General features: G+C 52.4%; 22 protein-coding genes and 1 other annotated feature. Of the genes, 2 read left to right on the top strand and 20 right to left on the bottom strand.

The genetic code is table 11. From position 1 onward, the window contains the following. Positions 1 to 87: 87 nt before the first annotated feature. Both LQ229_RS25295 and LQ229_RS25290 read right to left on the bottom strand, forming a co-directional pair. Complete coding sequence (locus LQ229_RS25295; RefSeq protein WP_230193250.1) at positions 88 to 876, bottom strand: ABC transporter permease; 789 nt, start codon at positions 874 to 876, stop codon at positions 88 to 90. After that, complete coding sequence (locus tag LQ229_RS25290) at positions 876 to 1,805, bottom strand: ABC transporter ATP-binding protein (protein ID WP_216536283.1); 930 nt, start codon at positions 1,803 to 1,805, stop codon at positions 876 to 878. Before LQ229_RS25290 ends, LQ229_RS25295 begins: the two co-directional genes overlap by 1 nt. Before the next feature lie 190 nt (positions 1,806 to 1,995). Between LQ229_RS25290 and msrA the strand changes: the two genes are divergently transcribed. Next, on the top strand, positions 1,996 to 2,592 hold the full coding sequence (gene msrA, locus LQ229_RS25285) for a peptide-methionine (S)-S-oxide reductase MsrA (RefSeq protein ID WP_216536282.1): 597 nt from the start codon (positions 1,996 to 1,998) through the stop codon (positions 2,590 to 2,592). Between the two features lie 359 nt (positions 2,593 to 2,951). Here the strand turns inward: msrA and pyrE are convergent, their stop codons facing one another. From pyrE to lspA, 9 genes are all read right to left on the bottom strand, one after another. Next, positions 2,952 to 3,593: an orotate phosphoribosyltransferase gene (gene pyrE / locus LQ229_RS25280; protein WP_216536281.1), complete on the bottom strand. Its 642-nt coding sequence runs from the start codon at positions 3,591 to 3,593 to the stop codon at positions 2,952 to 2,954. A gap of 1 nt (position 3,594) precedes the next feature. Beyond that, a complete protein-coding gene (gene pyrF, locus LQ229_RS25275; RefSeq protein WP_290370077.1) occupies positions 3,595 to 4,323 on the bottom strand; it encodes an orotidine-5'-phosphate decarboxylase in 729 nt (242 codons plus the stop codon). A 39-nt stretch (positions 4,324 to 4,362) separates the two neighbouring features. Then, positions 4,363 to 7,584 carry a carbamoyl-phosphate synthase large subunit gene (gene carB, locus LQ229_RS25270; RefSeq protein WP_216536280.1) on the bottom strand — a complete coding sequence of 1,074 codons (3,222 nt, stop codon included), beginning with the start codon at positions 7,582 to 7,584 and terminating at the stop codon, positions 4,363 to 4,365. Between the two features lies 1 nt (position 7,585). After that, a complete protein-coding gene (gene carA, locus LQ229_RS25265; RefSeq protein ID WP_230193249.1) occupies positions 7,586 to 8,728 on the bottom strand; it encodes a glutamine-hydrolyzing carbamoyl-phosphate synthase small subunit in 1,143 nt (380 codons plus the stop codon). A 113-nt stretch (positions 8,729 to 8,841) separates the two neighbouring features. Next, positions 8,842 to 10,161 (bottom strand): dihydroorotase, encoded by a 1,320-nt coding sequence (locus LQ229_RS25260; RefSeq protein ID WP_216536278.1) that lies wholly within the window; start codon positions 10,159 to 10,161, stop codon positions 8,842 to 8,844. A 27-nt stretch (positions 10,162 to 10,188) separates the two neighbouring features. Continuing rightward, positions 10,189 to 11,100, bottom strand: coding sequence for an aspartate carbamoyltransferase catalytic subunit (locus LQ229_RS25255; protein WP_216536277.1), 912 nt, complete (start codon positions 11,098 to 11,100; stop codon positions 10,189 to 10,191). Positions 11,101 to 11,107: 7 nt separating this feature from the next. Continuing rightward, positions 11,108 to 11,662, bottom strand: coding sequence for a bifunctional pyr operon transcriptional regulator/uracil phosphoribosyltransferase PyrR (gene pyrR / locus LQ229_RS25250; RefSeq protein WP_216536276.1), 555 nt, complete (start codon positions 11,660 to 11,662; stop codon positions 11,108 to 11,110). A gap of 274 nt (positions 11,663 to 11,936) precedes the next feature. Beyond that, positions 11,937 to 12,875: an RluA family pseudouridine synthase gene (locus tag LQ229_RS25245; RefSeq protein WP_216536275.1), complete on the bottom strand. Its 939-nt coding sequence runs from the start codon at positions 12,873 to 12,875 to the stop codon at positions 11,937 to 11,939. Beyond that, a complete protein-coding gene (gene lspA, locus LQ229_RS25240) occupies positions 12,872 to 13,357 on the bottom strand; it encodes a signal peptidase II (RefSeq protein ID WP_230193248.1) in 486 nt (161 codons plus the stop codon). The genes LQ229_RS25245 and lspA overlap by 4 nt, the downstream gene beginning before the upstream one ends. 260 nt (positions 13,358 to 13,617) lie before the next feature. Between lspA and LQ229_RS25235 the strand changes: the two genes are divergently transcribed. Next, positions 13,618 to 14,352 carry a TraR/DksA C4-type zinc finger protein gene (locus tag LQ229_RS25235; RefSeq protein ID WP_216536273.1) on the top strand — a complete coding sequence of 245 codons (735 nt, stop codon included), beginning with the start codon at positions 13,618 to 13,620 and terminating at the stop codon, positions 14,350 to 14,352. Here the strand turns inward: LQ229_RS25235 and LQ229_RS25230 are convergent. The 9 genes from LQ229_RS25230 to LQ229_RS25190 all read right to left on the bottom strand — a co-directional run bounded on the left by LQ229_RS25230 (position 14,349) and on the right by LQ229_RS25190 (position 22,722). Next, positions 14,349 to 14,645, bottom strand: a complete 297-nt coding sequence (locus LQ229_RS25230) for a DUF5665 domain-containing protein (RefSeq protein ID WP_216536367.1) — start codon at positions 14,643 to 14,645, stop codon at positions 14,349 to 14,351. The two genes, LQ229_RS25235 and LQ229_RS25230, sit on opposite strands and share 4 nt — an antisense overlap. 262 nt (positions 14,646 to 14,907) lie before the next feature. Next, positions 14,908 to 18,006: an isoleucine--tRNA ligase gene (ileS, locus tag LQ229_RS25225; RefSeq protein WP_230193247.1), complete on the bottom strand. Its 3,099-nt coding sequence runs from the start codon at positions 18,004 to 18,006 to the stop codon at positions 14,908 to 14,910. A 346-nt stretch (positions 18,007 to 18,352) separates the two neighbouring features. Continuing rightward, positions 18,353 to 18,612 (bottom strand) — a binding site (T-box leader). A 43-nt stretch (positions 18,613 to 18,655) separates the two neighbouring features. Continuing rightward, positions 18,656 to 19,180: a DivIVA domain-containing protein gene (locus LQ229_RS25220; RefSeq protein WP_216536271.1), complete on the bottom strand. Its 525-nt coding sequence runs from the start codon at positions 19,178 to 19,180 to the stop codon at positions 18,656 to 18,658. Between the two features lie 100 nt (positions 19,181 to 19,280). Further along, positions 19,281 to 20,057 (bottom strand): YlmH/Sll1252 family protein, encoded by a 777-nt coding sequence (locus LQ229_RS25215; protein ID WP_216536270.1) that lies wholly within the window; start codon positions 20,055 to 20,057, stop codon positions 19,281 to 19,283. A 15-nt stretch (positions 20,058 to 20,072) separates the two neighbouring features. Continuing rightward, entirely contained in the window at positions 20,073 to 20,342 is a 270-nt protein-coding gene (locus LQ229_RS25210) for a YggT family protein (protein ID WP_216536269.1), read from the bottom strand. A 7-nt stretch (positions 20,343 to 20,349) separates the two neighbouring features. After that, positions 20,350 to 20,796, bottom strand: a complete 447-nt coding sequence (locus LQ229_RS25205) for a cell division protein SepF (protein ID WP_216536268.1) — start codon at positions 20,794 to 20,796, stop codon at positions 20,350 to 20,352. Then, a complete protein-coding gene (locus LQ229_RS25200) occupies positions 20,796 to 21,488 on the bottom strand; it encodes a YggS family pyridoxal phosphate-dependent enzyme (protein WP_216536267.1) in 693 nt (230 codons plus the stop codon). The genes LQ229_RS25205 and LQ229_RS25200 overlap by 1 nt, the downstream gene beginning before the upstream one ends. Before the next feature lie 8 nt (positions 21,489 to 21,496). Then, on the bottom strand, positions 21,497 to 22,351 hold the full coding sequence (gene pgeF / locus LQ229_RS25195; protein ID WP_356712016.1) for a peptidoglycan editing factor PgeF: 855 nt from the start codon (positions 22,349 to 22,351) through the stop codon (positions 21,497 to 21,499). Between the two features lie 47 nt (positions 22,352 to 22,398). Beyond that, the gene (locus LQ229_RS25190; protein WP_216536266.1) at positions 22,399 to 22,722 is read right to left on the bottom strand and encodes a YlmC/YmxH family sporulation protein; all 324 of its coding nucleotides are present in this window, start codon (positions 22,720 to 22,722) and stop codon (positions 22,399 to 22,401) included. Positions 22,723 to 22,994 lie beyond the last annotated feature (272 nt).

Raw genomic sequence — 22,994 nt, 5'->3', positions numbered from 1 at the left:
TGTGGTAGACTTCACCTAAAAGGTGCTCCTCTCTTTGGGTGTAGTGTTCTCGACAAACACCATTCTACCAAAGATTTGGGCACTTTTTTATGTTTTCAATGAACGGTACTTTCGAAATTTAGGATTAATATTAAAATGAGCTTGGAAGAAAATGAGCCCCAAAGCGGAAAGCAGAATGATTTGCACAACCGATAAAATAAACCGCACGCTGATATCCCCGATGCCGAACAGCTTCATATTCATCGGCGTCATTTTCAGACGTTTCATTAAACCGTTGCGGCGCATTTCAACCAAACCGACCATCCCGAACAACCCGGATTGCGAAATCGATAGGGCGATTAACCCAGTCAGCAAAAAATCGCTATATTTTAAATTTTGGCTTCCCGCCGATACGTAATCCGTTTGCAAGCGAAATTGCGGGGTTACGCCGCTGACGTCAAAATTGACTTGATTGACGATATCCTTGAAAATGCTCCCTAGCGCTTGCGCAGTCGCCGAATTTTGTTTCTCGCGGTTGAAGAGGAGCGTAATGTTCCGCTCTTGATCGGATTCCGGCAGGATGAGGACGGCGTCGACGTCTTTATCTTTCAACATCTGTTCCGCCCGATCGCGATCCGTTTGCGATTCGTTCTCCCATTCCAGGACCGGAATATGCCGAATCGTTTCTTTCCATTGTCCGGAAACCGCGTTCGCGTTCGTCTCCACAACCGCAATTTTGGCCGAGAACGAATCGCTTCCGTTGCCGCCGAAAATCATAATAAAAATGATCATTAACAATACCGGATAAAAAATAGACCAAAACCATACTTGCTTTTCCCGGAACGTCGATTTGAAATGCATGCCGAACAGCTTCTTGAATTGATTCCATCCGCTCATCAATCGCGCCACTCCTTTCCCGTAAACGCGATAAACACGTCTTCCAGGCTCATCTCCTTAATCGACACTTGTTCGACCGATACCCGCTGCTCGGTCGTATATTTGAATAGATGGAACAGCGTTTCCTCCGGGCGAACCGACCAAATATGCAGTTGGTCGCCGTTAAGCTCCGTCCTTGCAACCGCCTCGGCGTCCCGCACGATGTCCCGCATAGCGGCAGCCGTCTCGCTGCCCGCTTCGAACGAGATACGAATCTCCCTCTCCTCCGTCAATCGATGAATCAAGTTTTTAGCCGTATCCAAGGCGATAATGCGTCCTTGATCGACGATGCATACCCGGTCGCTCAGCTTTTCCGCTTCTTCCATATAATGCGTCGTTAAAATCGTCGTTTTGCCGAGCGATTTCAACGTCAGCACAATATCCCAAATATTGCGGCGCGCCTGCGGATCAAGGCCCGTCGTCGGCTCGTCGAGAAAAATGATGTCCGGATCGTTAATGAAGGCAAGTCCGATCGCCAGCCGCTGCTTCTGCCCTCCCGACAAAGCTTTCACTTTTTTCCCCTTATGTTCGGTCAAATTAATTAACTCCATAATTTCCGGGACGGCACGAGTCTTTTCGTAGAAACTGGCGAACACCTCCAAGTTTTCCTCTACCGTCAATAAATCGAATAACGCGCTGGATTGCGGCTGGACGCCGATGATTTGTTTGATTTTCTCTCCATGCTTGTTCCATTGCATGCCCGCGATGCTTACTTCGCCCCGGTCGGGCTGCTGCAACCCTTCAATCATTTCCAGCGTCGTCGTTTTCCCCGCGCCGTTCGGACCGATAATCGTAAATACTTCGCCCGATTCAACCTCGAAACTGATCGAATCGACGGCCGTTACCGATCCGAACGTTTTCCGCAAATCAACCACTTGCAAAACCGGCATACCCGTCTCCTCCCCAACAATTACATCGAACCTGCTCGCTTGCTCTTTCGCTATCATGTTACCGCACGACCCTTCGCCGCAACACGGTCTGTGGAATGTTTTTCCATCGGTCCCAAGACCGATTTGCGGGAAAGAGAACAGCGTTTTATACTAGTATGCATGAACTTTACGATACTGGAGGAAGAGAAATATGACAACGCATCCATTCGAATCCGGCAATCGGCAATCGCCGGACCGCTCGCGATCCGAAGCGGCAACCCGTTACGAAGCGGCTACGTTCGCCGGCGGCTGCTTCTGGTGCATGGTCAAGCCCTTCGATCAATGGCCGGGCATTCAGCGGGTCGTTTCCGGCTATACCGGCGGTCATGTCGAACGCCCTACTTACGAGCAAGTCAAAAGCCAGAAGACGGGACATTACGAAGCGGTGCAAATTACGTTCGATCCGTCCGTTTTTCCGTATGACAAGCTGCTTGAAGTATTCTGGGCGCAAATCGATCCGACCGACGACGGCGGTCAATTTCACGATCGGGGCGATTCCTATCGCGCGGCCGTATTCGTGCATAACGAGGAACAGCGGAAGCTTGCCGAAGCGTCCAAGCGGGCGCTTGACGCCAGCGGCCGGTTCGACAAGCCCGTCGTTACGCCGATTTTGGACGCATCGGCCTTTTACGCGGCGGAAGAGTACCATCAAGATTTCTATAAGAAAGAGCCTGAGCATTATGCGAAAGACCGGGATTTGTCGGGACGGGACGCATTTATCGAGAAGCATTGGGGTGCGAAGTCGTAACGGCAAGGAATTACTGCAAAAACCGTTTTAACAATGGCGCCAGACGCTCCGCCATAAGGCAATAGCGGCGCCGTCTCGGTTGTTGCTTCTCGCCCCGATCTGGCCGCTTCTCCCTTTCCGGCAAAAGGTTTCTCCCATTTGCATCTTCTGAACAAAGTGCATATATTTTAGTGCGGTAAAATATATGCATTACAATCAGAAAGTCATTTGCCGGAATACATTTCGCCGTAGGCAGCCTTGCGATGGGATGCATTGCTGGTCGGGCAGGAGAGGAATTGCGTCCAGACCGACCGCGGATCAAAATAAAAAATCCCGCTCCACTGTACGAGCGGAACGGGATCACCGAATGAGACGTTCAATTATTTGCCGAACTCCGCCGGATTGGCGCGCCAAGCTTGCAATACGTCCAAATCTTGCGGCTCGATTCGGCCCGTTTGTACGGCAACGTCGATCAATGCCGAGTAGTTCGACAGCGTTTGAAGCGGGATGCCCGCTTCCGCAAAAGCGTTCGTCGCCTTGTCGAGCTGATACGTGAAAATGGCGAGCACCGCGAGCGGCTCCGCTCCGGCGTCTTTTACGGCCAACGCCGCTTTGAGCGAGCTGCCGCCGGTCGAAATCAAATCTTCGATCACGACTACCTTCTGCCCCGGCTTGACGATTCCTTCGATTTGATTCTCCTTGCCATGCCCTTTCGCTTTATCGCGAATATAAGCCATCGGCAAATTCAGCTTTTGCGCGACCCAAGCCGCATGCGGGATGCCCGCCGTCGCCGTTCCGGCGATCACTTCCGCGTCCGGGTACCGCTCGCGGACGATCGCCGCGAACGCATCCGCGATCGATTCGCGAATGTCCGGATACGACATCGTCAGCCGGTTGTCGCAATAGATCGGCGATTTGATGCCGGACGTCCATGTAAAAGGCTCGTTCGGCCGTAAAGCTACCGCCCCGATGTTTAGCAGATGGCCCGCGATTTGCGCGGGGATTTGTTCTAGTGAAATCATGTTACGACATCTCCTCCAAAATCGATTCGATCGCTTGGCGCGGATCCGGCGCCGCCGTGATCGGACGGCCGATCACGATGTAGTCGGTTCCCTGCTCCATCGCTTGGCGCGGCGTCATGACGCGGGATTGGTCGCCGAGATCGCTGCCCGCCGGACGGATGCCCGGAATGACCGTCTGGAACGACGCTCCGCACGCCCGCTTAATAAGCGCAACTTCATGCGGCGAGGCCACCACGCCGTCCAGACCGGCTTGTTTCGTCAATTCGGCGTAGCGGACAACTGCGTCTTCCACCTCGCCAGCGATGCCAATCTCTTCGTTTAACGTTCTTCGGTCGGTGCTGGTCAATTGCGTCACGCTGATCACGACAGGCTTGGACAAATCCGGATGCTCCGATAGCGCCGCTTCGACGCCTTCCATCGCCGCCTTCATCATTTGGACGCCGCCGCCGGCGTGAACGTTGAACATATCCACGCCGAGCTTTGTCACGCTATTGGCGCCGCCTTTCACCGTATTCGGAATATCATGCATTTTCACGTCCAGGAACACTTTATAGCCTTGCTCCTTCAGTTCCCGGACAAATTGCGGGCCTGCCGCGTAAAACAACTGCATGCCGACTTTCATATAGCAAGGAATGCCCTTTAACTGCGTGAGCAGCTTGCGCGCATGATCGGCGCCCGGTACATCGAGCGCCACGATCAGGCGTCCCGCCATCTCATTTTTTCTATTCATTCTGCTAGGCCCCCATTCTATGCCGATCGTACCGCCGGCTCATTTGCTTGCTTGAACGACCGGCATCGGACGGGAAGCGAAATTGATCGTTTGCAGCATGCCTAACAAAGCGCTAACCGTATCGAGCGAGGTCATGCAGACGACGCCGTTCTCAACCGCTTCGCGGCGAATGCGGAAACCGTCGCGCTCCGGCGTCTTGCCTTTCGTGAGCGTGTTGACGACGAAGTGCGCCTCTCCGTTGCGAATCAAGTCAAGAATGTTCGGCGAGCCTTCGCTCAGTTTATTGACGCGTTCCACGTTCAACCCGGCTTGCTCCAACGCGTCCGCCGTTCCGCCCGTCGCGACGATCCGGTATCCGAGATCGTAGAAACCGCGCAAGATCGGCACCGCTTCTTCCTTATCCTTATCGGCAACGGTAGCGATAATCGCGCCGGTCGGCGGAATGCGCATGCCCGAGCCGACGAGCCCTTTGTAGAGCGCTTTGGCATATTGCAAGTCGCGTCCCATGACTTCGCCGGTCGATTTCATTTCCGGTCCGAGCGTAGGCTCGACGCGGCGCAGCTTCGCGAACGAGAATACCGGCACTTTCACGGAGACGTATTCGTCTTCCGGCCACATTCCCTCTTCATAGCCCAAATCGGCCAGTTTGGTCCCCATAATCGCTTTCGTAGCCAAGTTTGCCATCGGCAAGTTCGTCACTTTGCTCAGGAAAGGCACCGTACGGGAAGAGCGCGGATTCACCTCGATCACGTAGACGTTATCCTGGAAGATAACGAATTGGATGTTAACCAATCCGACCGTATTCAGTTCTTTCGCAATTTTCACCGTAATGTCCACCACTTGCTGCTTCAAGTGGTCGGCCAAGCTTTGCGGCGGATAGACCGCGATCGAGTCGCCGGAATGGACGCCCGCTCGCTCGATATGCTCCATAATGCCCGGAATAAGCACCGTTTCGCCGTCGCAGATCGCATCGACCTCGACTTCCTTCCCTTGCATATACCGGTCGATCAATACGGGGTGGTCCGGGTTGATCTTAACCGCTTGTTCCATATAGCTAAGCAGCTCTTGGTCGGAATAAACAATTTCCATCGCGCGGCCGCCCAGTACGTACGAAGGGCGAACCAGTACCGGATACCCGAGCGATTGGGCCGCGTCCACGGCTTCGTTCACCGAGGTGACCGTCGTTCCTTTCGGCTGAGCGATATCCAGTCGGGATAAGAGCGCTTCGAACTTCTTGCGGTCTTCCGCCTCGTCGATGCTTTGCAGGCTCGTGCCCAGAATGCGCACGCCGGCATTCGCGAGCGGCGCCGCCAGGTTGATCGCCGTTTGGCCGCCGAACTGCACGATAACGCCGATCGGCTGCTCCTGTTCGATGACGTTCATGACATCTTCGAAGAACAGCGGCTCGAAGTAGAGCCGGTCCGATGTGTTGAAGTCCGTCGATACGGTTTCCGGATTGTTGTTAATAATGACCGCCTCGTAACCCGCGTCTTGAATCGCCCATACCGCGTGTACGGTCGAATAGTCGAATTCGATCCCTTGGCCGATGCGAATCGGGCCGGAGCCGAGCACGATAACTTTCTGTTTCGCCGATTCGATAACTTCGTTCTCCGTTTCGTAGGTCGAGTAATAATAAGGGGTCGACGCTTCAAATTCGGCGGCGCATGTATCAACCATTTTGTATACAGGCTTCAATCCGCGTTCCTGACGGAATTTGCGCACATCCGCTTCTTCGATATGTGTGCCGTTATTTCCTTCCCGGCGCAGTTCCGCGATCGCGCGGTCCGTGAAACCGTAGCGTTTTGCCTGGTATAATGTATCGTAATCGAGTTCGCTTTGCTGCTTCAGCGTCTCCTCGAAACGAATCAATGTTTCGATTTTGTCGAGGAACCACCAGTCGATTTTCGTAATATCTTGAATGTGCTGCAGCTTGTAACCGCGGCGGAACGCCTCGGCGATCAAGAAGAGACGCTCGTCGTCCGGCTTGATCAGGCGCGCTTGCAGCGTTTCGTCGTCGATCTGGTGAGCATCCTTCAAGTACAAGCGATGGACGCCGATTTCGAGCGAACGGACGGCTTTTTGCAGCGACTCTTCAAAAGTGCGGCCGATTGCCATCACTTCGCCGGTCGCTTTCATTTGCGTGCCGAGCTTCCGGTTGGCGGAGATAAATTTATCGAACGGCCAGCGCGGAATTTTCGTCACGATATAATCCAACGTCGGTTCGAAGCATGCGTACGTTTGGCCCGTTACCGGGTTGACGATTTCGTCCAGCGTATAGCCGATCGCGATCTTCGCCGCCATCTTGGCGATCGGATAGCCGGTCGCTTTGGATGCGAGCGCCGAGGAACGGCTGACGCGCGGATTTACTTCAATGACATAATATTGAAAGCTATGCGGATCGAGCGCGAATTGCACGTTGCATCCGCCCTCGATGTTCAAAGCGCGAATAATTTTGAGCGATGCCGAGCGCAGCATTTGGTATTCGCGGTCCGACAGCGTTTGGCTCGGAGCCACGACGATGCTGTCGCCCGTATGAACGCCGACCGGATCGAAATTTTCCATATTACATACGACGATACAATTATCGTTCGCATCGCGCATCACTTCGTATTCGATTTCTTTCATGCCGGCAATGCTCTTCTCGATCAAACATTGGCCGATCGGGCTGTAACGAATGCCGGAAGCCACCACTTCGCGCAGTTCTTCCTCGTCGGCACAAATGCCGCCGCCGGTTCCGCCGAGCGTATAAGCGGGGCGCACGATGATCGGATAACCGATTTCGTTCGCGAAATCGATCGCTTCCTGTACGGATGTGACGATCGTGCTTTCCGGCACAGGCTGTTCCAGTTCGCGCATTAATTCGCGGAACAAGTCGCGGTCTTCGGCTTTTTCGATCGAGGAAAGCTGCGTGCCGAGCAATCTCACGTTCTCCTCTTCCAAGACGCCCGCCCGAGCGAGTTCAACCGCCATATTCAAGCCGGTCTGCCCGCCCAGCGTCGGCAGCAAGCCGTCGGGGCGCTCCTGGCGAATGATTTGCGTCACGAAATCGAGCGTAATCGGTTCGATATATACTTTATCCGCCATGTTCGTATCGGTCATAATGGTGGCCGGATTGCTGTTGATGAGAACGACTTCGAATCCTTCTTCCTTCAACGCCTGACAAGCTTGCGTTCCGGCGTAATCGAATTCCGCCGCCTGCCCGATGACGATCGGACCGGAGCCGATGACGAGTATCTTTTTCAACTGGGTGTTTTTCGGCATATTAACGTTCTCCTTTCAATGCTGCTGAAATTTCGGCTTGCCGCGGCGCCTTCGGATTGTTGTTGCGGTGATCGCGGATCATGTCGAGAAATTCGTCGAACAGATAACTGCTGTCGAATGGTCCGGGAGCCGCCTCCGGATGGTATTGAACGGAGAACGCCGGGTATTTGGCATGACGCAAGCCTTCAATCGTTTTGTCGTTATTGTTGATATGCGTCACGATCAGATCGGTGCCCGCAATCGAATCTTCGCACACGGTGTAGCCGTGATTTTGCGAAGTGATATAGCAGCGGTTCGTAGCCAGTTCCTTTACCGGATGGTTGCCTCCGCGATGTCCGAACTTCAGCTTCACCGTATCCGCGCCGGAAGCCAAGGCGAACAATTGATGGCCTAAGCAAATGCCGAACATTGGGTATTCGCCGAGCAGTTCGTTCAACACTTGCACCGCATGCGGCACATCCTTCGGATCCCCCGGCCCGTTCGACAATTGAATGCCGTCCGGATCCAAGCGGCGAATCTCTTCCGCCGTAGTATCATGAGGCACGACGACTACATCGCAACCGCGTTTCGTTAACTCCCGCAAAATGCCGCTCTTCGCGCCGTAATCGATCAGCACGATCCGTTCTCCGTCGCCCGGGGAGCTGAACACCGACTTCGTCGATGTGCGCGCTACTTGATCTCTCATGAGCGGCGAATCCGCCAGCATTTCCTTCAATTCCTCCACCGGTGCGGAGGCGGTCGTCAAAATGCCTTTCATCGTGCCGTGATGGCGCAATATGCGCGTGAGCATTCTCGTATCGATATCGCTGATGCCGAGGATGCCGTATTCTTTCAACATTTGATCCAATGTATATTGAGCCCGCCAGTTGCTTGGAATCGGTTCGTATCTGCGTACCGCAAAACCGTGGATGAAAGGGCGAATCGATTCGAAATCGTCGCGCGTAATTCCGTAATTGCCGACCAACGGATACGTCATCGTAACGATTTGCCCGCAATACGACGGGTCGGAAATGACTTCTTGATATCCGGTAATTCCTGTATTAAATACGACTTCGCCGGTTGATTGCCCGTCGGCTCCGAACGCGCGGCCGGTAAACAGCGTGCCGTCTTCCAGTAATAATCTCGCCTGCTTGTATGATTGCATAGTTATGATTTCACTCCTCTTTCTTCCCGTCCTAAAATTGAATATTTATTCGTTATACTGTAATAATATTCACTACTACATACTTTATCAATAGTTCGGCGAATAATCCAGTATTATTTGCACTCATTTTGTTCCGACCATACCAATTTTCCGCCGACGACGGTAGCGACGGGCCAGCCTTTCAGCTTCCAGCCTGTAAACGGCGTATTGCGGCCTTTGGATGCGAACGTCTCCGGATCGACCGCCTTCTCCGTTTCCAAATCGATTAAGGTCACATCCGCGACCGCTCCCGCTTCCAGCGTGCCGTACGGCAATCCGAACACCCGCGCAGGCTCCTTCGTCATTTTGCCGACGAGGAAAGGAAGCGTCCATTTGCCTGTTGCAACGAATTTCGTATACAGCAGCGGGAATGCCGTTTCGAACCCGACGATGCCGAACGGCGCCAGCTCCATGCCGCGCGCTTTCTCCTCCTGGCTATGCGGCGCATGATCGGTGACGATCATATCGATCGTGCCGTCCTCAAGCCCTTCGATGCAGGCTTGTACATCCCGCGGCGTCCGCAGCGGCGGATTCATTTTCCAATTGGCGTCCATTCCCGGAATGTCTTCGTCGGACAGCACCAGATGATGCGGACATACTTCCGCCGTTACGTTAATGCCGATTTGCTTCGCTTGCCGGATGAGGCGGATCGACTGCTCGGTGCTGACATGGCATACATGATAATGCACGCCGGTCGCTTCGGCCAGCAAAATATCGCGCCCGACATGAATCGCTTCCGACTCGTTCGGAATTCCTTTCAAGCCGTGCTTGCGCGCAAATTCGCCTTCCGTCACCGCGGCGCCTGCGACGAGCGAGTCGTCTTCGCAATGGGCGATGACCGGCATCCCGAGCGATTTCGCCAAAGCCATCGCGTTTTTCATCATTTGCGCGTTTTGGACGCCGACGCCGTCGTCCGTAAAGCCGATCGCTCCCGCTTCCTTCAAAGCGGCGAAGTCGGTTAGCTCGCGGCCCAGTTCATTCTTCGTAATCGCCGCATACGGCAGCACGCGCACGACGCCCTCCGTTTCGGCTTTGTCCAGCACCATGCGCACCGTCTCCGCCGTATCGGCAACCGGGCGCGTATTCGGCATGCAGGCGATCGTCGTGAAGCCGCCTTTCGCCGCCGAGCGGGTGCCGGTCGCGATCGTTTCCTTATGTTCGAAGCCGGGCTCGCGCAAATGCACATGCATGTCGATCAAGCCGGGAATCACGAGCTTGCCGTTTGCGTCGACGACCGTCGCCGCTTCTTCCAGCGGCGTCCCTTCGGGCGCAAACAACGATAATCCGCTGTTGCCGTCAATGATGTCCTCGACTTTATTGTCCGATATCATAATATGTTTTCGTTCCAATTGCCCGTCCGCATTTAGAACGCTTGCGTTTGTAATTACGATCATGGTCGTTATCGCTCCTTCTCGTACTTTTTATGCTAAAGCCCGCTCGACAACCGCCATTCGAATCGGAACGCCGTTGGACATTTGCGGGAAAATCTTCGACCGTTCGCTCTCGACCAATGCATCGTCGATTTCTACGTTGCGGTTGACCGGCGCCGGGTGCATAATAATCGCATGGCTCGCCATGCGGCTTGCCCGTTCCTCCGTCAAACCGTATCGCTCGCGGTAATCCTCCGCCGATTTAATCATGCCCGACGCATGACGCTCCAATTGCACGCGCAGCATCATGACGACGTCGGCTTGCAGCGCTTCGTCGATGTCGACATACGGCGCATATTCCAAGAGCTCCGCCGCCACCATATTCGGCGGCGCACAGAAGCGTACGTCCGCTCCGAATTTGCGGAGCGCCCACAGATCCGACCGCGCGACTCTGCTGTGCATAATATCGCCGATGATCGACACCCTGAGTCCGGCGAGCGTGCCGAACTGCTTGCGCATCGTGTAGAGATCGAGCAGCGCCTGCGTCGGATGCTCGTTATTGCCGTCGCCCGCATTGATAAGCGGGATGCGGATTTTCTCGGCCAATTCGGCGAGTACGCCGATCGGCTTCAGTCTGATTACTCCCGCGTCGATTCCCATCGATTCCAGCGTCCGCACCGTATCGTAGATCGATTCGCCCTTCTCTACGCTCGAAGCGGCGGCCGTAAAATTCAACACTTCCGCTCCCAGCCGTTTTTCCGCTACCTCGAATGAAAAGCGGGTTCTCGTGCTGTTCTCGAAAAACATATTGGCGATAAATTTATCGCCGAGCACAGGCGTCACCTTTTGCGTTTCTCTCTCCCAATACGCGGCGCGGTCCAAAATCGACTCGATCTCGCTTTTATCCATCTCTCTCAATCCGAGCAAACTTCTATGTTTTACTTGCGTCGCCGTTATCGTCATCTTCTGTTTACCCCCTATGCTGAATAATCCGCACTTGATCGATTCCGTCAATTTCCGTCAACATTACGTCGATTTGCTCCAATTTGGAAGTAGGCACGTTCTTGCCGATATAATCGGGCCGTATCGGCAATTCCCGGTGGCCGCGGTCGGCCAGCACCGCCAATTGGATCAATTGCGGCCTGCCTCTGTCCATCAGCGCATCCATCGCCGCGCGGATCGTGCGGCCGGTATATAGAACGTCGTCGAACAATATAATCTTCTTATCCTGAATCGGAAACGAAAGCGTCTCCCCTTTGGCTTTATTTGCAGCATCCGACGTTTTGTCGGCTTTCAAGTCGTCGCGGTACGAAGTGACATCCAATTCGCCGACCGGGACTTCCGTTTGCTCGATTTCTTGAATCCGGGCGGCAATTCGTTCCGCCAAATAAATCCCCCGCGTGCGAATGCCCACCAGGACACAGTTGTCGATTCCTTTGTTCTTCTCCAAAATTTCATGCGCGATTCGCGTCAATGCGCGGCGGATCGCAATTTCGTCCATAATGACATGGCTTTCTTGCGTCATGCCGGTACCTCCTTTAATGTGGCTTGATCCATTCGTTTGCGAAAAGCATGCCTGGTATTGTGATAACCATCGAAACGCGAAAAAACTCCTTGCCCCAATCGGCAAGGAGTTGCTTACACGCATAATGATACGGAAGGACACAACGGTACAGCGCACCGCTATATAACGATCCTTCTCTCACGTTACCTTGCCAGCCTCACGGGACTGATTTAAAGGTCCATATTCAACTATTAGAATTATCACATGACATGCTTCGTTTGTCAACTTCAAATCATTACCTCTGCCGCAAAAGCGCCAGCAAATGTTCCATATCGGAAGGCAAAGGCGCGGCAAACTCCATATAATTTCCCGTCTTCGGATGGTCAAAGCCGAGAATCGCCGCATGGAGCGCTTGCCCGTCCATTTTCAACCCTTTGTTGCGTCCGTATACGGGATCCCCGACCAAAGGATGTCCGATAAATTTCATATGTACACGAATTTGATGCGTTCTGCCTGTCTCCAATTTCAATTCGACTAACGTATAATCGCCAAATCGCTCCAGCACGAGGAAATGGGTTACCGCATGCTTGCTGTTGCGTTCCGTGACCGTGTACATCTTGCGGTCATGCATATCGCGGCCGATCGGCGCGTCGACGGTGCCGTGGTCGTGTGCGATATTGCCGTGAACGAGAGCGATATATTTGCGCGTTACGCTATGCCGCTTAAGCTGTTCGGCGAGCGATAGATGCGCTTTATCGTGCTTGGCCGCCATCATCAAGCCCGACGTATCTTTATCGATCCGATGGACGATGCCGGGACGCAATTCCCCGTTAATGCCGGACAAATCGCGGCAATGATGCATCAGCGCATTGACGACGGTTCCGGAAGTATGTCCGGGCGCCGGGTGAACGACCATGCCGCGAGGCTTATTGATGACGATGACATCTTCGTCCTCATGGGCAATGTCAAGCGGAATCGCTTCCGCCGCAATATCGACGGGGGAAGGTTCCGGAACCGTTACCGCTACCGTATCGCCTGCGGACAATTTATAATTCGGCTTGACCGTTAGCCCGTTGACGAGCACGCAGCCGTCCTTGATCCACGACTGCACTTGCGTACGCGAGACGTCTTCGCCGATCGACTCGCTGACATATTTATCGATCCGTTCTTTCTCATATTCCGGCGCCACGGTCCATTCGATCGTTTCCGTTTCGGCCGCAACATGTTCTGTCATTGCAATTCCTCGCTTTTTTGATTGTTTTCTCCTTTTTTGGCGCCTAGCAACGAATCCAGCAATACCAAACCTACCCCAATGACAATGCCCGAATCGGCAATATTAAAAATCGGGAACGTGTAGTTGCCGAAATTGAATTGCAGAAAATCGACGACTTCCCCGGTTAAAACGCGATCCAAAAAATTGCCGACGGCTCCCCCTAAAATAAGCGAAAGGCCGAGAAACAGCATTTTGCTGCCGGATTGCTTCATTTTTTGCATATACCATACGATTCCGATCAAGACGATCGGCGTAATGACGAGGAAAAACCAGCGCTGCCCCTCCAATATGCTGAAAGCGGCACCGGTATTGCGATGCGATGTAATGAGGAAAAAATCTCCGATTACGCTTCGTTGTTCGCCAAGCCTCATCTGCGTGGCAATGATCCATTTCGTGCCTTGATCCAGCAAAAAGACAATAAGAGCGATGAAATAATATATCACCTTGACTATGTCACCTCGATCCATTCTGTCGACAAGCTGCAAGAGAACGACTTTTTGAACTCGCTCTTATGCAGCGTTGTCCTTCGTTATTGTAGCACAGCCTTGCGAATAACGTCCAATTCAAACGCAATAGATTTGCATGAAAAAAGGCGGGCGATTTCCATTTGTTACGAAAATTTATAAATTATGAATGTCGTAAAAAAGTACGGCCCGGCACAACCTAAATACATCAATCCGTTCATAAAGGAGCGAACAACACGATGCCGCATTTATCCGATCATCAGATGAATACGCTGAAACAATCCCTTATATCGCAAAAACAAGAAATTGAGCAGCGTTTGACCGCGAACGATCATCTCGGCATGGCCGAATCGCTGCGGGACGAAACCGGCGATCTGTCGGTTAACGACAACCATCCCGGCGACCTCGCTTCGGAAACGTTCGAGCGGCAGAAAGATATCGCGCTGCTGGAAAATACGGAGCGTCTGTTATCGCGAATCGACCATGCGCTTGAACAAATCGACCGCGGCAACTACGGCAAATGCGCCGAATGCGGCCGGCCGATCCCATACGAACGGCTGCTTGCCGTGCCGTTCGCTCTGCATTGCGCGGAGCATGCGCCGGAACAAAGCATTTCGAAGCGCAGGCCGGTCGAAGAGCGGTTTCTGCAGCCGCCTTTCGGACGGACGAGTCTTGACGAAAACGATGAAGATTCCAACCGGTTCGACGGCGAAGACGCTTGGCAAATCGTGGCAAGCTGGGGAACATCCAATACGCCGGCGATGGCCGAAGGAAACAACATTTCGGATTACGACGAAATCGAGATCGAAGCGGCCGACGATCTGGACGGCTTTGTAGAACCGTTCGAAAGCTTTGTGGCGACCGATATTTTCGGCAAGAACGTTACCGTCGTCCGCAATAAGCTATACCATAAATATTTGGCCGACAAGGAAGGAGATCCGCTGCTTGAGCCGGATCGGGAAATCGAAGATTAATACGTCTTTCCTTCCAGCTGCCGCTGCACGATCCGCACAATATCGGCGATATAATCGCCGATGATCGGTAAATTCAATGCTCCGAGCCCTTGCAAAATATACAAAATGGTCGCGGCGAAAAAGGTAAAACCGATCGCGATGCCGACGCCGCGCGCCGTTCCGGCCAAAATATTGACCCAAATCAGCTTCCACGGCTTGAACAGCAGCTCCGTATATTCCGCAATCCGGGCTTTTTCCATGTCCTGAGCAACTTTTACCGTCAGGTCATGAATATGCCGCACCATTTTTTCCATTGTCGTCAGATCGGATTGCAGCGTCCGTTCCAATTCATGCGGATTCGCCGCTCCCGATCCGGCCGGTTCGCTGTCTCTGCCCGCTCGCGCCGCTTCCTTTTCCTTGTCGACCATTGCTCTCTCCTTACGTCTATAACAAAACGAGCCCAAGCGCGAAGGGAAGGAATGGCCCTTCTTGATCGCCGACTTGAGCTCGTTTGCGGAGTACATGCTTGCTATTTAGTTATGCCCTGAAATGGCTGCCGTCATTCTCCATCGCTTCCTATTCAATGCGAATGCCGATCGTTTTGCCGCCGATCTCCACTCGTTCCATGCCGTCGCCGGCTTCAAAAGCCAATCCCGACACAAGCACGTTATCGCGCAATACGGATTCGAACGCTTGAATGGCCGCCTGCAGTTCCGCATCCGCATCCAGCGTCAAATCCACCCGTTTCTCGATCGGCAAATCCAGTTTTTTGCGGTAATCTTGAATCGCGCGTACAACTTCCCGGACCCAGCCTTCTTGTTCAAGTTCCGAAGTGATGTCCGTATTTAATGCGACTGTAATTTGATATCCCGATGCGGAGGCAAAGCCGGATTTCGCTAATTTGTCGATCAGCAGCTCGTCCTTCGCAATTTCAAGCGTTTCTTGTTCCGGGGTCGTGAACGTGAGCATGCCTTGTTCTACCGCTGCCCGCGTTTGATCCGGCGACATAGCTTTCAAATGCGCTTGAATCGCCCCGACATGCTTGCCGTATTTCTTGCCCGCCACTTTCAAATTGAGCTTCAAGGCGAAATCGACAAAATCGCTGTCGCTCGTTTCGATTCGAATACGCTTCACGTTAATTTCATCTTTAATGATCGAGTCGTAACCCGCCAGATCGAAGCTGCGGTCCATCGAGACGATCAATTCGGACAACGGCTGCCGCGTCTTGATTCCGGTTTCGTTGCGCACGTTGCGCGCCAGCTCCACGATTTGCCGCGCCGTCTCCATGTCTTGTTCCAAGGACTCGTCGATCAACGAAGCATCCGCCACCGGATAATCGGCCAAATGAACGCTCGGCACGCCTTCCTCGCCGCCCAAGTTGCCGTAAACATCCTCCGCCAGCATCGGAGCGAACGGAGCGATCAATTTCGACAGGTTAAGCAATACGCTGCGCAGCGTTTGGTAAGCGGACACCTTATCCTCGGACATGTCGCTGCCCCAGAAGCGGTCGCGCGAACGGCGGATATACCAGTTGCTCAGTTCGTCGACGAACGTTTCGATCGCTTTGGCAGGATTGAGGAAATCATTCGCTTCGAGCCCTTTCGTTACGGTTTGGATCAAGCTGTTCAGCCGCGACAAAATCCAACGGTCAAGCTTGTTGGCCGACGGACGCGCCGGATGCGCCTGCGGATCGTAGCCGTCGATATTGGCGTAAAGGGCAAGAAACGCATGCGTATTGACGATCGTATCGATCACTTTCGATTTTGCCTCGGCGACGATTTGTTTCGAGAAGCGCTTGCTGTTCCATGGGGCGCTGTCGGACAGCAATGCCCAACGGAACGCGTCGGTGCCGTATTCGTTAATGATTTCCCACGGGTCGATCACATTCCCTTTGCTCTTGGACATCTTCTGGCCGTTTTCATCGAGAATATGACCGGTCGAAATAACCGCCTTGTACGGAGCTTTTCCGTTATATAGCGTCGAAACGGCGAGCAAGCTGAAGAACCAGCCCCGCGTTTGATCGATACCTTCGCAAATGATATCGGCCGGATATTGCTCCGCAAATTCCCGCTCGTCTCCGAAAGGATGATGGTACTGCGCGAACGGCATCGAGCCGCTGTCGAACCATACATCGATCACTTCGGAGGTGCGTTCCATGACGCCGCCCTCGCAATGCGGACAATGAAGCTTCACTTCGTCTACGTACGGTTTATGCAATTCCAAATCTTCGGAAATCGGATGAATCGATTTCGCGCGCAGGTCGGCGATGCTGCCCGGCGCATATTCGCCGCGGCACGAATTGCACACCCACACATTGAGCGGCGTTCCCCAATACCGGTTGCGGCTAATGTTCCAATCGACGAGATCCTCGAGAAACTTGCCGAAGCGTCCTTCGCGGATATGGGACGGATACCAATTCACTTGATTGTTGTTGGCGATGAGCTGATCTTTGACCGCCGTCGTTTGAATAAACCAGCTTTCGGTCGCGTAATAGAGCAGCGGCGATTTGCAGCGCCAGCAGAACGGATAGCTATGCTCGTATTTTTCTTTGCTGTATAGCGTTCCTTGCTCGGACAGCTTCTTGACGATATCGATATCGCAATCTTTCACGAACCGGCCGGCGAAATCCGTTACTTCTTCGGTATAACGGCCTTGCTGGTTAACCACGCTAATGAAGCTGATGCCATGCTCGCGGCAAGCTTTGTAGTCGTCTTCCCCATGCGCCGGAGCCATATGCACGATCCCCGTACCGCTCGAATCGGTGACGAAATCGGCTCCTACGATCAAATGGCCTTTTTCCGGTTTGACATATCCGAAAGGCGGCTCGTACGTTTTCCCGATAAATTCGGATCCTTTATGAACGGATACAACTTCATAGTTTTCCTTCATTACGTCTTCAACCAAATTTTTCGCTACGATATATACGCTCCCGTCCTGCTTGACGCGCGCATATTCCATGTCCGGATTCATCGCCAGCGCCGCGTGCGCGGGCAGCGTCCACGGCGTCGTCGTCCAGGCGAGCACGTTATCGCCGCTGTCATGCAGCTTGAATTTGACGGTCGCCGACAAATCTTTCACCGTCTCGTAGCCTTGGGCTACTTCATGCGAGCTTAGCGTCGTTTGGCAACAAGGGCAGTATGGGCTGACCCGATGGCCGCGGTACAGCAACCCTTTGCCGTGAATGGCGGATAGAATGTTCCATACGCTTTCGATGTAATTGTTATCGAGCGTAATATAAGGATGATCCAGGTCGGTCCAGTACGCGATCGCTTCCGTCAATTCGCGCCATTGTTTCTCATACTCGAATACGCTCGCTTTACATTTTTTCACAAACGCTTCGATGCCGTATTTTTCGATTTCCTGTTTGCCGGAAATACCGAGTTGCTTCTCGACGCCGAGTTCGACCGGCAGGCCGTGCGTATCCCAACCGGCTTTGCGCACGACGCGGTAGCCCGCCATCGTCTTATATCGGCCAATGAAATCTTTGATTACCCGGCCGAGCACATGCCCGATATGAGGCGCGCCGTTCGCCGTCGGGGGACCTTCGTAAAACACGAAATTCGGCTTTCCCGCGCGATTTTCGATCGATTTTGCGAACGTGCTTTCTTCGTTCCATTTGGCGAGAACGCGCAGTTCGCGCTCGCGCGCTTTTTCTTTGACATCAATTTTTCTCATGCTAACTCCCTCCAACATATGGTATAACCTCTAGCCCTTCGCATTGAACATGATCCGGTCGATAAACCGCGGATACATAAATTCGACATGCTAAATGTGTAACGGATATAGAAGACCTTAACGCGGTAAAAAGCGGGCTTTTCGGATTGTAACGGAAATGAGCGCTCTTATTCATTGTTTTTGCAGCGGAAAAGGAACGAATGACTGCAAATAAGGTCCTTCACTTCCGTTACGTTTTGAAAATTTGCGATTTTGCTTAAATAGAGTCCCCTGCATCCGTTAGCCGGAAAATCGCGGCCTACAGCTCATCGACACTTCCTCTAGAAAATAAAAAAACCCGCCCCTAATAAGGGACGAGATTCGACTCGCGTTACCACCCTTGTTCTGTCTTGCTCTTACAACCGGCAAAACAGCACCTCATCAACGTACGTGCGCCATACGCGTTCCGTATAACGGCGGACCTCCGGTAAAGCTTACTGGTCGCTTGAGTTTCAGCTTTACTTCTCCGGGATGATTTTCGGCTACGTCCCGAACGTCGGCTCGCAGCAAATGCCGACTCTCTGCGGATCAAGCGCATAGCTTACTTTTTCCCATCATGGAATTTCAATATTACAAGTTAATATATCCTCTTTGCGCAAAAAAGTCAATCCTAATACATTTCACGCAATTCCCGGTCCCGCTCGCGATCGCGCTCCCGTTCCTTCTCGCGCTCGCGATGCTCCAGCGCTTCCCAACCGTCTTGATTCAGCAAATCCAACTGCGCTTCGACCAAAGTGCGGAAACGCGCGCGGTAAATTGAGGCCTGTTTCTTCAATTCCTCGACTTCCAACGTAATTTTGCGCGACTTGTTAAGCGATTCGTTAATGATGCGGTCCGCGTTTTTCTCCGCTTCTTTAATAATCAATTGCGCTTCCTTCTTCGCGTTGTTCTTCACTTCATCGGCAGCTTCTTGCGCGACGATAATCGTTTTGCTGAGCGTTTCCTCAATGTTGGCGAAATGATCCAGCTTCTCTTGGACCGTCATCAACTGATTGTGCAATTCTTTATTCTCACGAATAATAGCTTCATAATCCTTAATCACTTGATCCAGAAACTCGTTCACTTCGTCTTCGTCGTAACCGCGCAATTTGCGCCCGAATTCTTTATTATGTATATCGAGCGGTGTTAACGGCATGGTGGTGCACCTCCTATAAAATCAACAACGTCATAAATGCGTATCGCGTATCCCACTAGCCTATTCATTTCGACAAGTACCGTTAAAATCCTGCATCCGCTTATACAAATTTCCCGATTTTTACGCGGTATCTTCCTTTTTTTGTCACTCCGTCCATATCGATCACTTGAAACCGGCCGAATCCTTGCAGCGAGACGATATCGCCGGCTTTGAGCTGAGTCCCGGGGTTTTCCTCGACTTTCCAATTGATGCGGCAGCGTCCCGCTTTGATCGGATTTACGATTTTGGCGCGGCTCAACCGAAATACGTCGCTGGCAATGCCGTCTAAACGAAAAGAAGCCACCGTCAGGTTCAATTCTTCCAGACGAACGTTTGCCTTTTGCAACCGTTCCACAGGAAGAATCTCGGTTTGAACCCGTATCCGGTGCACTTGTCCAAGATTCATATGCACGAAAGGCGCGATATCCTCCGCCACCAAACAATGACAGCCCTGATCCGACACTTGTATGTCGCCGATTTTGCCGCGTTTGATGCCTAATCCTAGAACCGAGCCTAAATAATCCCCATGATCCAGCGAAGCGATTCGATGATCGTCCGAGGTGATTGCGATCACCGCAATCTCCGCGTCTTCGCTGTCCAAATCGCGGTATTCCGGAGCAATAAGCGCGCGTTTGCGTTCGGCTTCCGCATACCCGCCTTCGAAACGGACGATCACATCCGATTGCCTGTTAACGAGCGATTGCACGATAAAGGCTTGACGCGGGTCCAAAAAATCGGTTCGACGCACTTCATGCAGCTGAGACGCCCGCGTCACCCATTCCGAAGCGCGATCCACAAACGCATGTTCATCCGCATGGAAATGCTCGTAAATAGTCAATTCAGATCCCCCATCCTACGGCACGATCAAACCGATTAATGCAAGAATCCCGCGAACAACGTATTGAAGCACGAACAACGCAATGATCGGAGAAATGTCCAGCATGCCTCCAATCGCCGGAATAATTCGGCGGAACGGAGTCAAATACGGTTCGACCAGCTTGCCGAGAATATCACCGATAAAGCTCTCCCGAGCGTTAGGCACCCAAGAAAGAAGCACATAGACGATAATCATGTAAAAATAGATTCGATACAAAATCCAAACATATTCCGTGACTTGCTCCAAATCCCGGTCACCTCATTCTATTATAGTCTTGATCCTCCATAAACATTTCCGTAATGGAGCCTTGTATTTCCACGGTATCGGGCGTACATAGGAAAATATTGCCTCCCAATTTCGAAATGCTGCCGTTTAGCGCATAGATCGTTCCGCTCAAAAAATCGATAATGCGCAAAGCTTGATCGTTGCGTACACGCTGCAAATTGACGACGACCGATCTGCGCGAACGCAAATGATCGGCGATTTCCTGCGCTTCTTCGTAGGAACGCGGCTCGCTGAGGACGACTTTCGCGTTTTTTTGCGAATGTATGCTAACGACGTTGCTGCCCTTAAAGTTTTTACGCGACTCGAAGCTTGGGGTTTCATATTCATGTTCTTCTTGCACAATTTTTTCGCGTTCGACGACTTCCTCTTCTTCCTGCAGCCCGAGAAAATTCATGAATTTATTCATTACCCCCATTACACTTCCTCCTCTTTCCCCACCAATATTGAGCCGAGGCGAATCCATGTCGCCCCTTCTTCGACGGCCACTTCAAAATCACCCGACATCCCCATCGACAAATGGGGGATCGGTTGTTCCGTGATCGAGAGTTTGTTCAGCTCGTCTCGAAGTGTGCGCAATCCGCGAAAGACCGGTCGTGTTTGTTCCGCTTCGTTCGTCAGCGGAGCCATCGTCATTAATCCGACGACTTGCAGCCGCGGCATCGAGTGCAGCGCTTTGACAAATGGTATGAGCTGTTCGGGCTCAAGCCCGTACTTGGACTCTTCCCCGGATACGTTGACCTGAATAAAACAGCGGATATTCAGATCGGCGGCTGCCGCCTTCTTGTCCAATTCCTGCGCAAGCGAAAGGCGGTCCAGAGAATGAATATATGCAAATTTCCCGATGACGTTCTTTACTTTATTCGTCTGCAAATGGCCGAGAAAATGCCATGTTCCTTGATCGCCGAGCGCGTTCCACTTCGCTTCGGCATCCTGCCAACGATTCTCGCCGATATGAAGCAAGCCGTGCCGCAGCACGGAAGCCGTCTTCTCGAGCGAAACGTATTTCGTGACGGCGATCATTTCCACTTCGTCCCGCTTTCTGCCGCTTCGCGCGCAAGCGGCTTTCACCCGCTCTTCCACAAGCTCCATTCTTTGCTGTAAAGTCAAGTGAAGATTCACCTCTTTTCCAAGCCGATCCAACTGATCATTCGGCCTGTCTTCCCATGATCGCGCCGATGCGAAAAAAAATAATCGCCATGACAACTTGTACACCATGTTGAATATTCGATGTTCGTCGGCAAAATTCCTGCTTTTCGCAACATTTGTCGGTTCAATTGTTTCAAATTTAACATCGATTTGCCGTTTCCGCAATCCGTATAGAACGGCTCTTCCATAGCGAGTGCGTCGCCGAGATTGGCCGCGAAAGGTTTCACATGCTCCATTACGCGCTCGTCGACCTCATAACAACACAGCCCGATAGAGGGGCCAATACTTGCCAGTATGTCCTTCGGATCGCTGTCGTATGTATGACGCATTGTTTCCACCGTCGCCTTGGCAATCTCCGCAACCGTTCCCCTCCAGCCCGCGTGCGCGAGCCCCACAACCCGTTTTACCGGATCGACAAAATATAGCGGCACGCAATCCGCATAAAACGACGTTAACCAAACATCGGGCACATTCGTTACTAACGCATCCGCGTTTTGAATCGCCGTCTCCCGCGACTCGCGCCCGCTTCCCCGATCAGATTCGCCAACAATATATACGCGGTTTCCGTGAATTTGTTCCGCGCAAGTCCAATTTTCGAAAGAAAACGACAACGTTGCCGCAATTCGTTTGCGGTTTTCGATCACATCTTCGGGACGATCGTTCACGTGCAGGGCGCAGTTGAGCGAGCTCCACGCGCCGCTCCCGACGCCGCCGAGACGAGACGAGAAGCCCGCCGACAAGCCATCGACCCGCTTCATCCACGATTCCAAATAAAAAAGGGCGGGTGCGTCCGCTTTTTCCCGCAATACGAACGGTTCCATCATTCGCGTTCACCTCACCCTTATTGTAACATAAACATGCTTTCTTTTTTTCAATTTTGATAATACTTGCGATCCGGCTTCTCCTGTCTTTCATATCGTTCCTGGGGCATGGAGTCGTAATCGTCTTGGCGCGCCGTCCGCGCCTCTTCCATTTTCACAAGCACGACGTCCGCCCCGATCTTGACGATATTGCGCCAAGGAATAATCATTTCGCTCCCGCTGCCGAACAAGCCGAAAAATTTATTGTAGCTCGGCACTACGATCGCTTCGATTCGCCCTTGGCGCAAATCCAGCTCCAGATCGCTCACTTGCCCCAACTTCTTGCCGTCGATAATGTTGATTACGTCTTTCGTTTGAAAATCGGAAATTTTCATCAGACCGATCACCATCCCACATGTATAATATATGTGGAAATGTTCCAAAATGTCCTGACTTGGCAAAAAACAGCTTGGCCATTTTCTCAATAAAGGAAGATTTGGTTCTCGTTTCAGGTTAATATTGAAATTAGCAGCCAATCTCAAAGTCCAGCGGTAAGATGTCAAGCCCCTGATTCATGAGAATTGGAAATTTACTTTAAGGAACAGGTCAATGAGTCAGGAAAAAAGACAACACCAAACTAAACCCAGTTCAAAAATCGAGTTTTTAC

The sequence above is a fragment of the Paenibacillus sp. CECT 9249 genome (assembly GCF_918697855.1).
GTDB lineage: Bacteria > Bacillota > Bacilli > Paenibacillales > Paenibacillaceae > MSJ-34.
The sequence above is the reverse complement of the archived record's forward strand: the minus strand, read 5'-3'. Positions and strand labels throughout refer to the sequence as shown.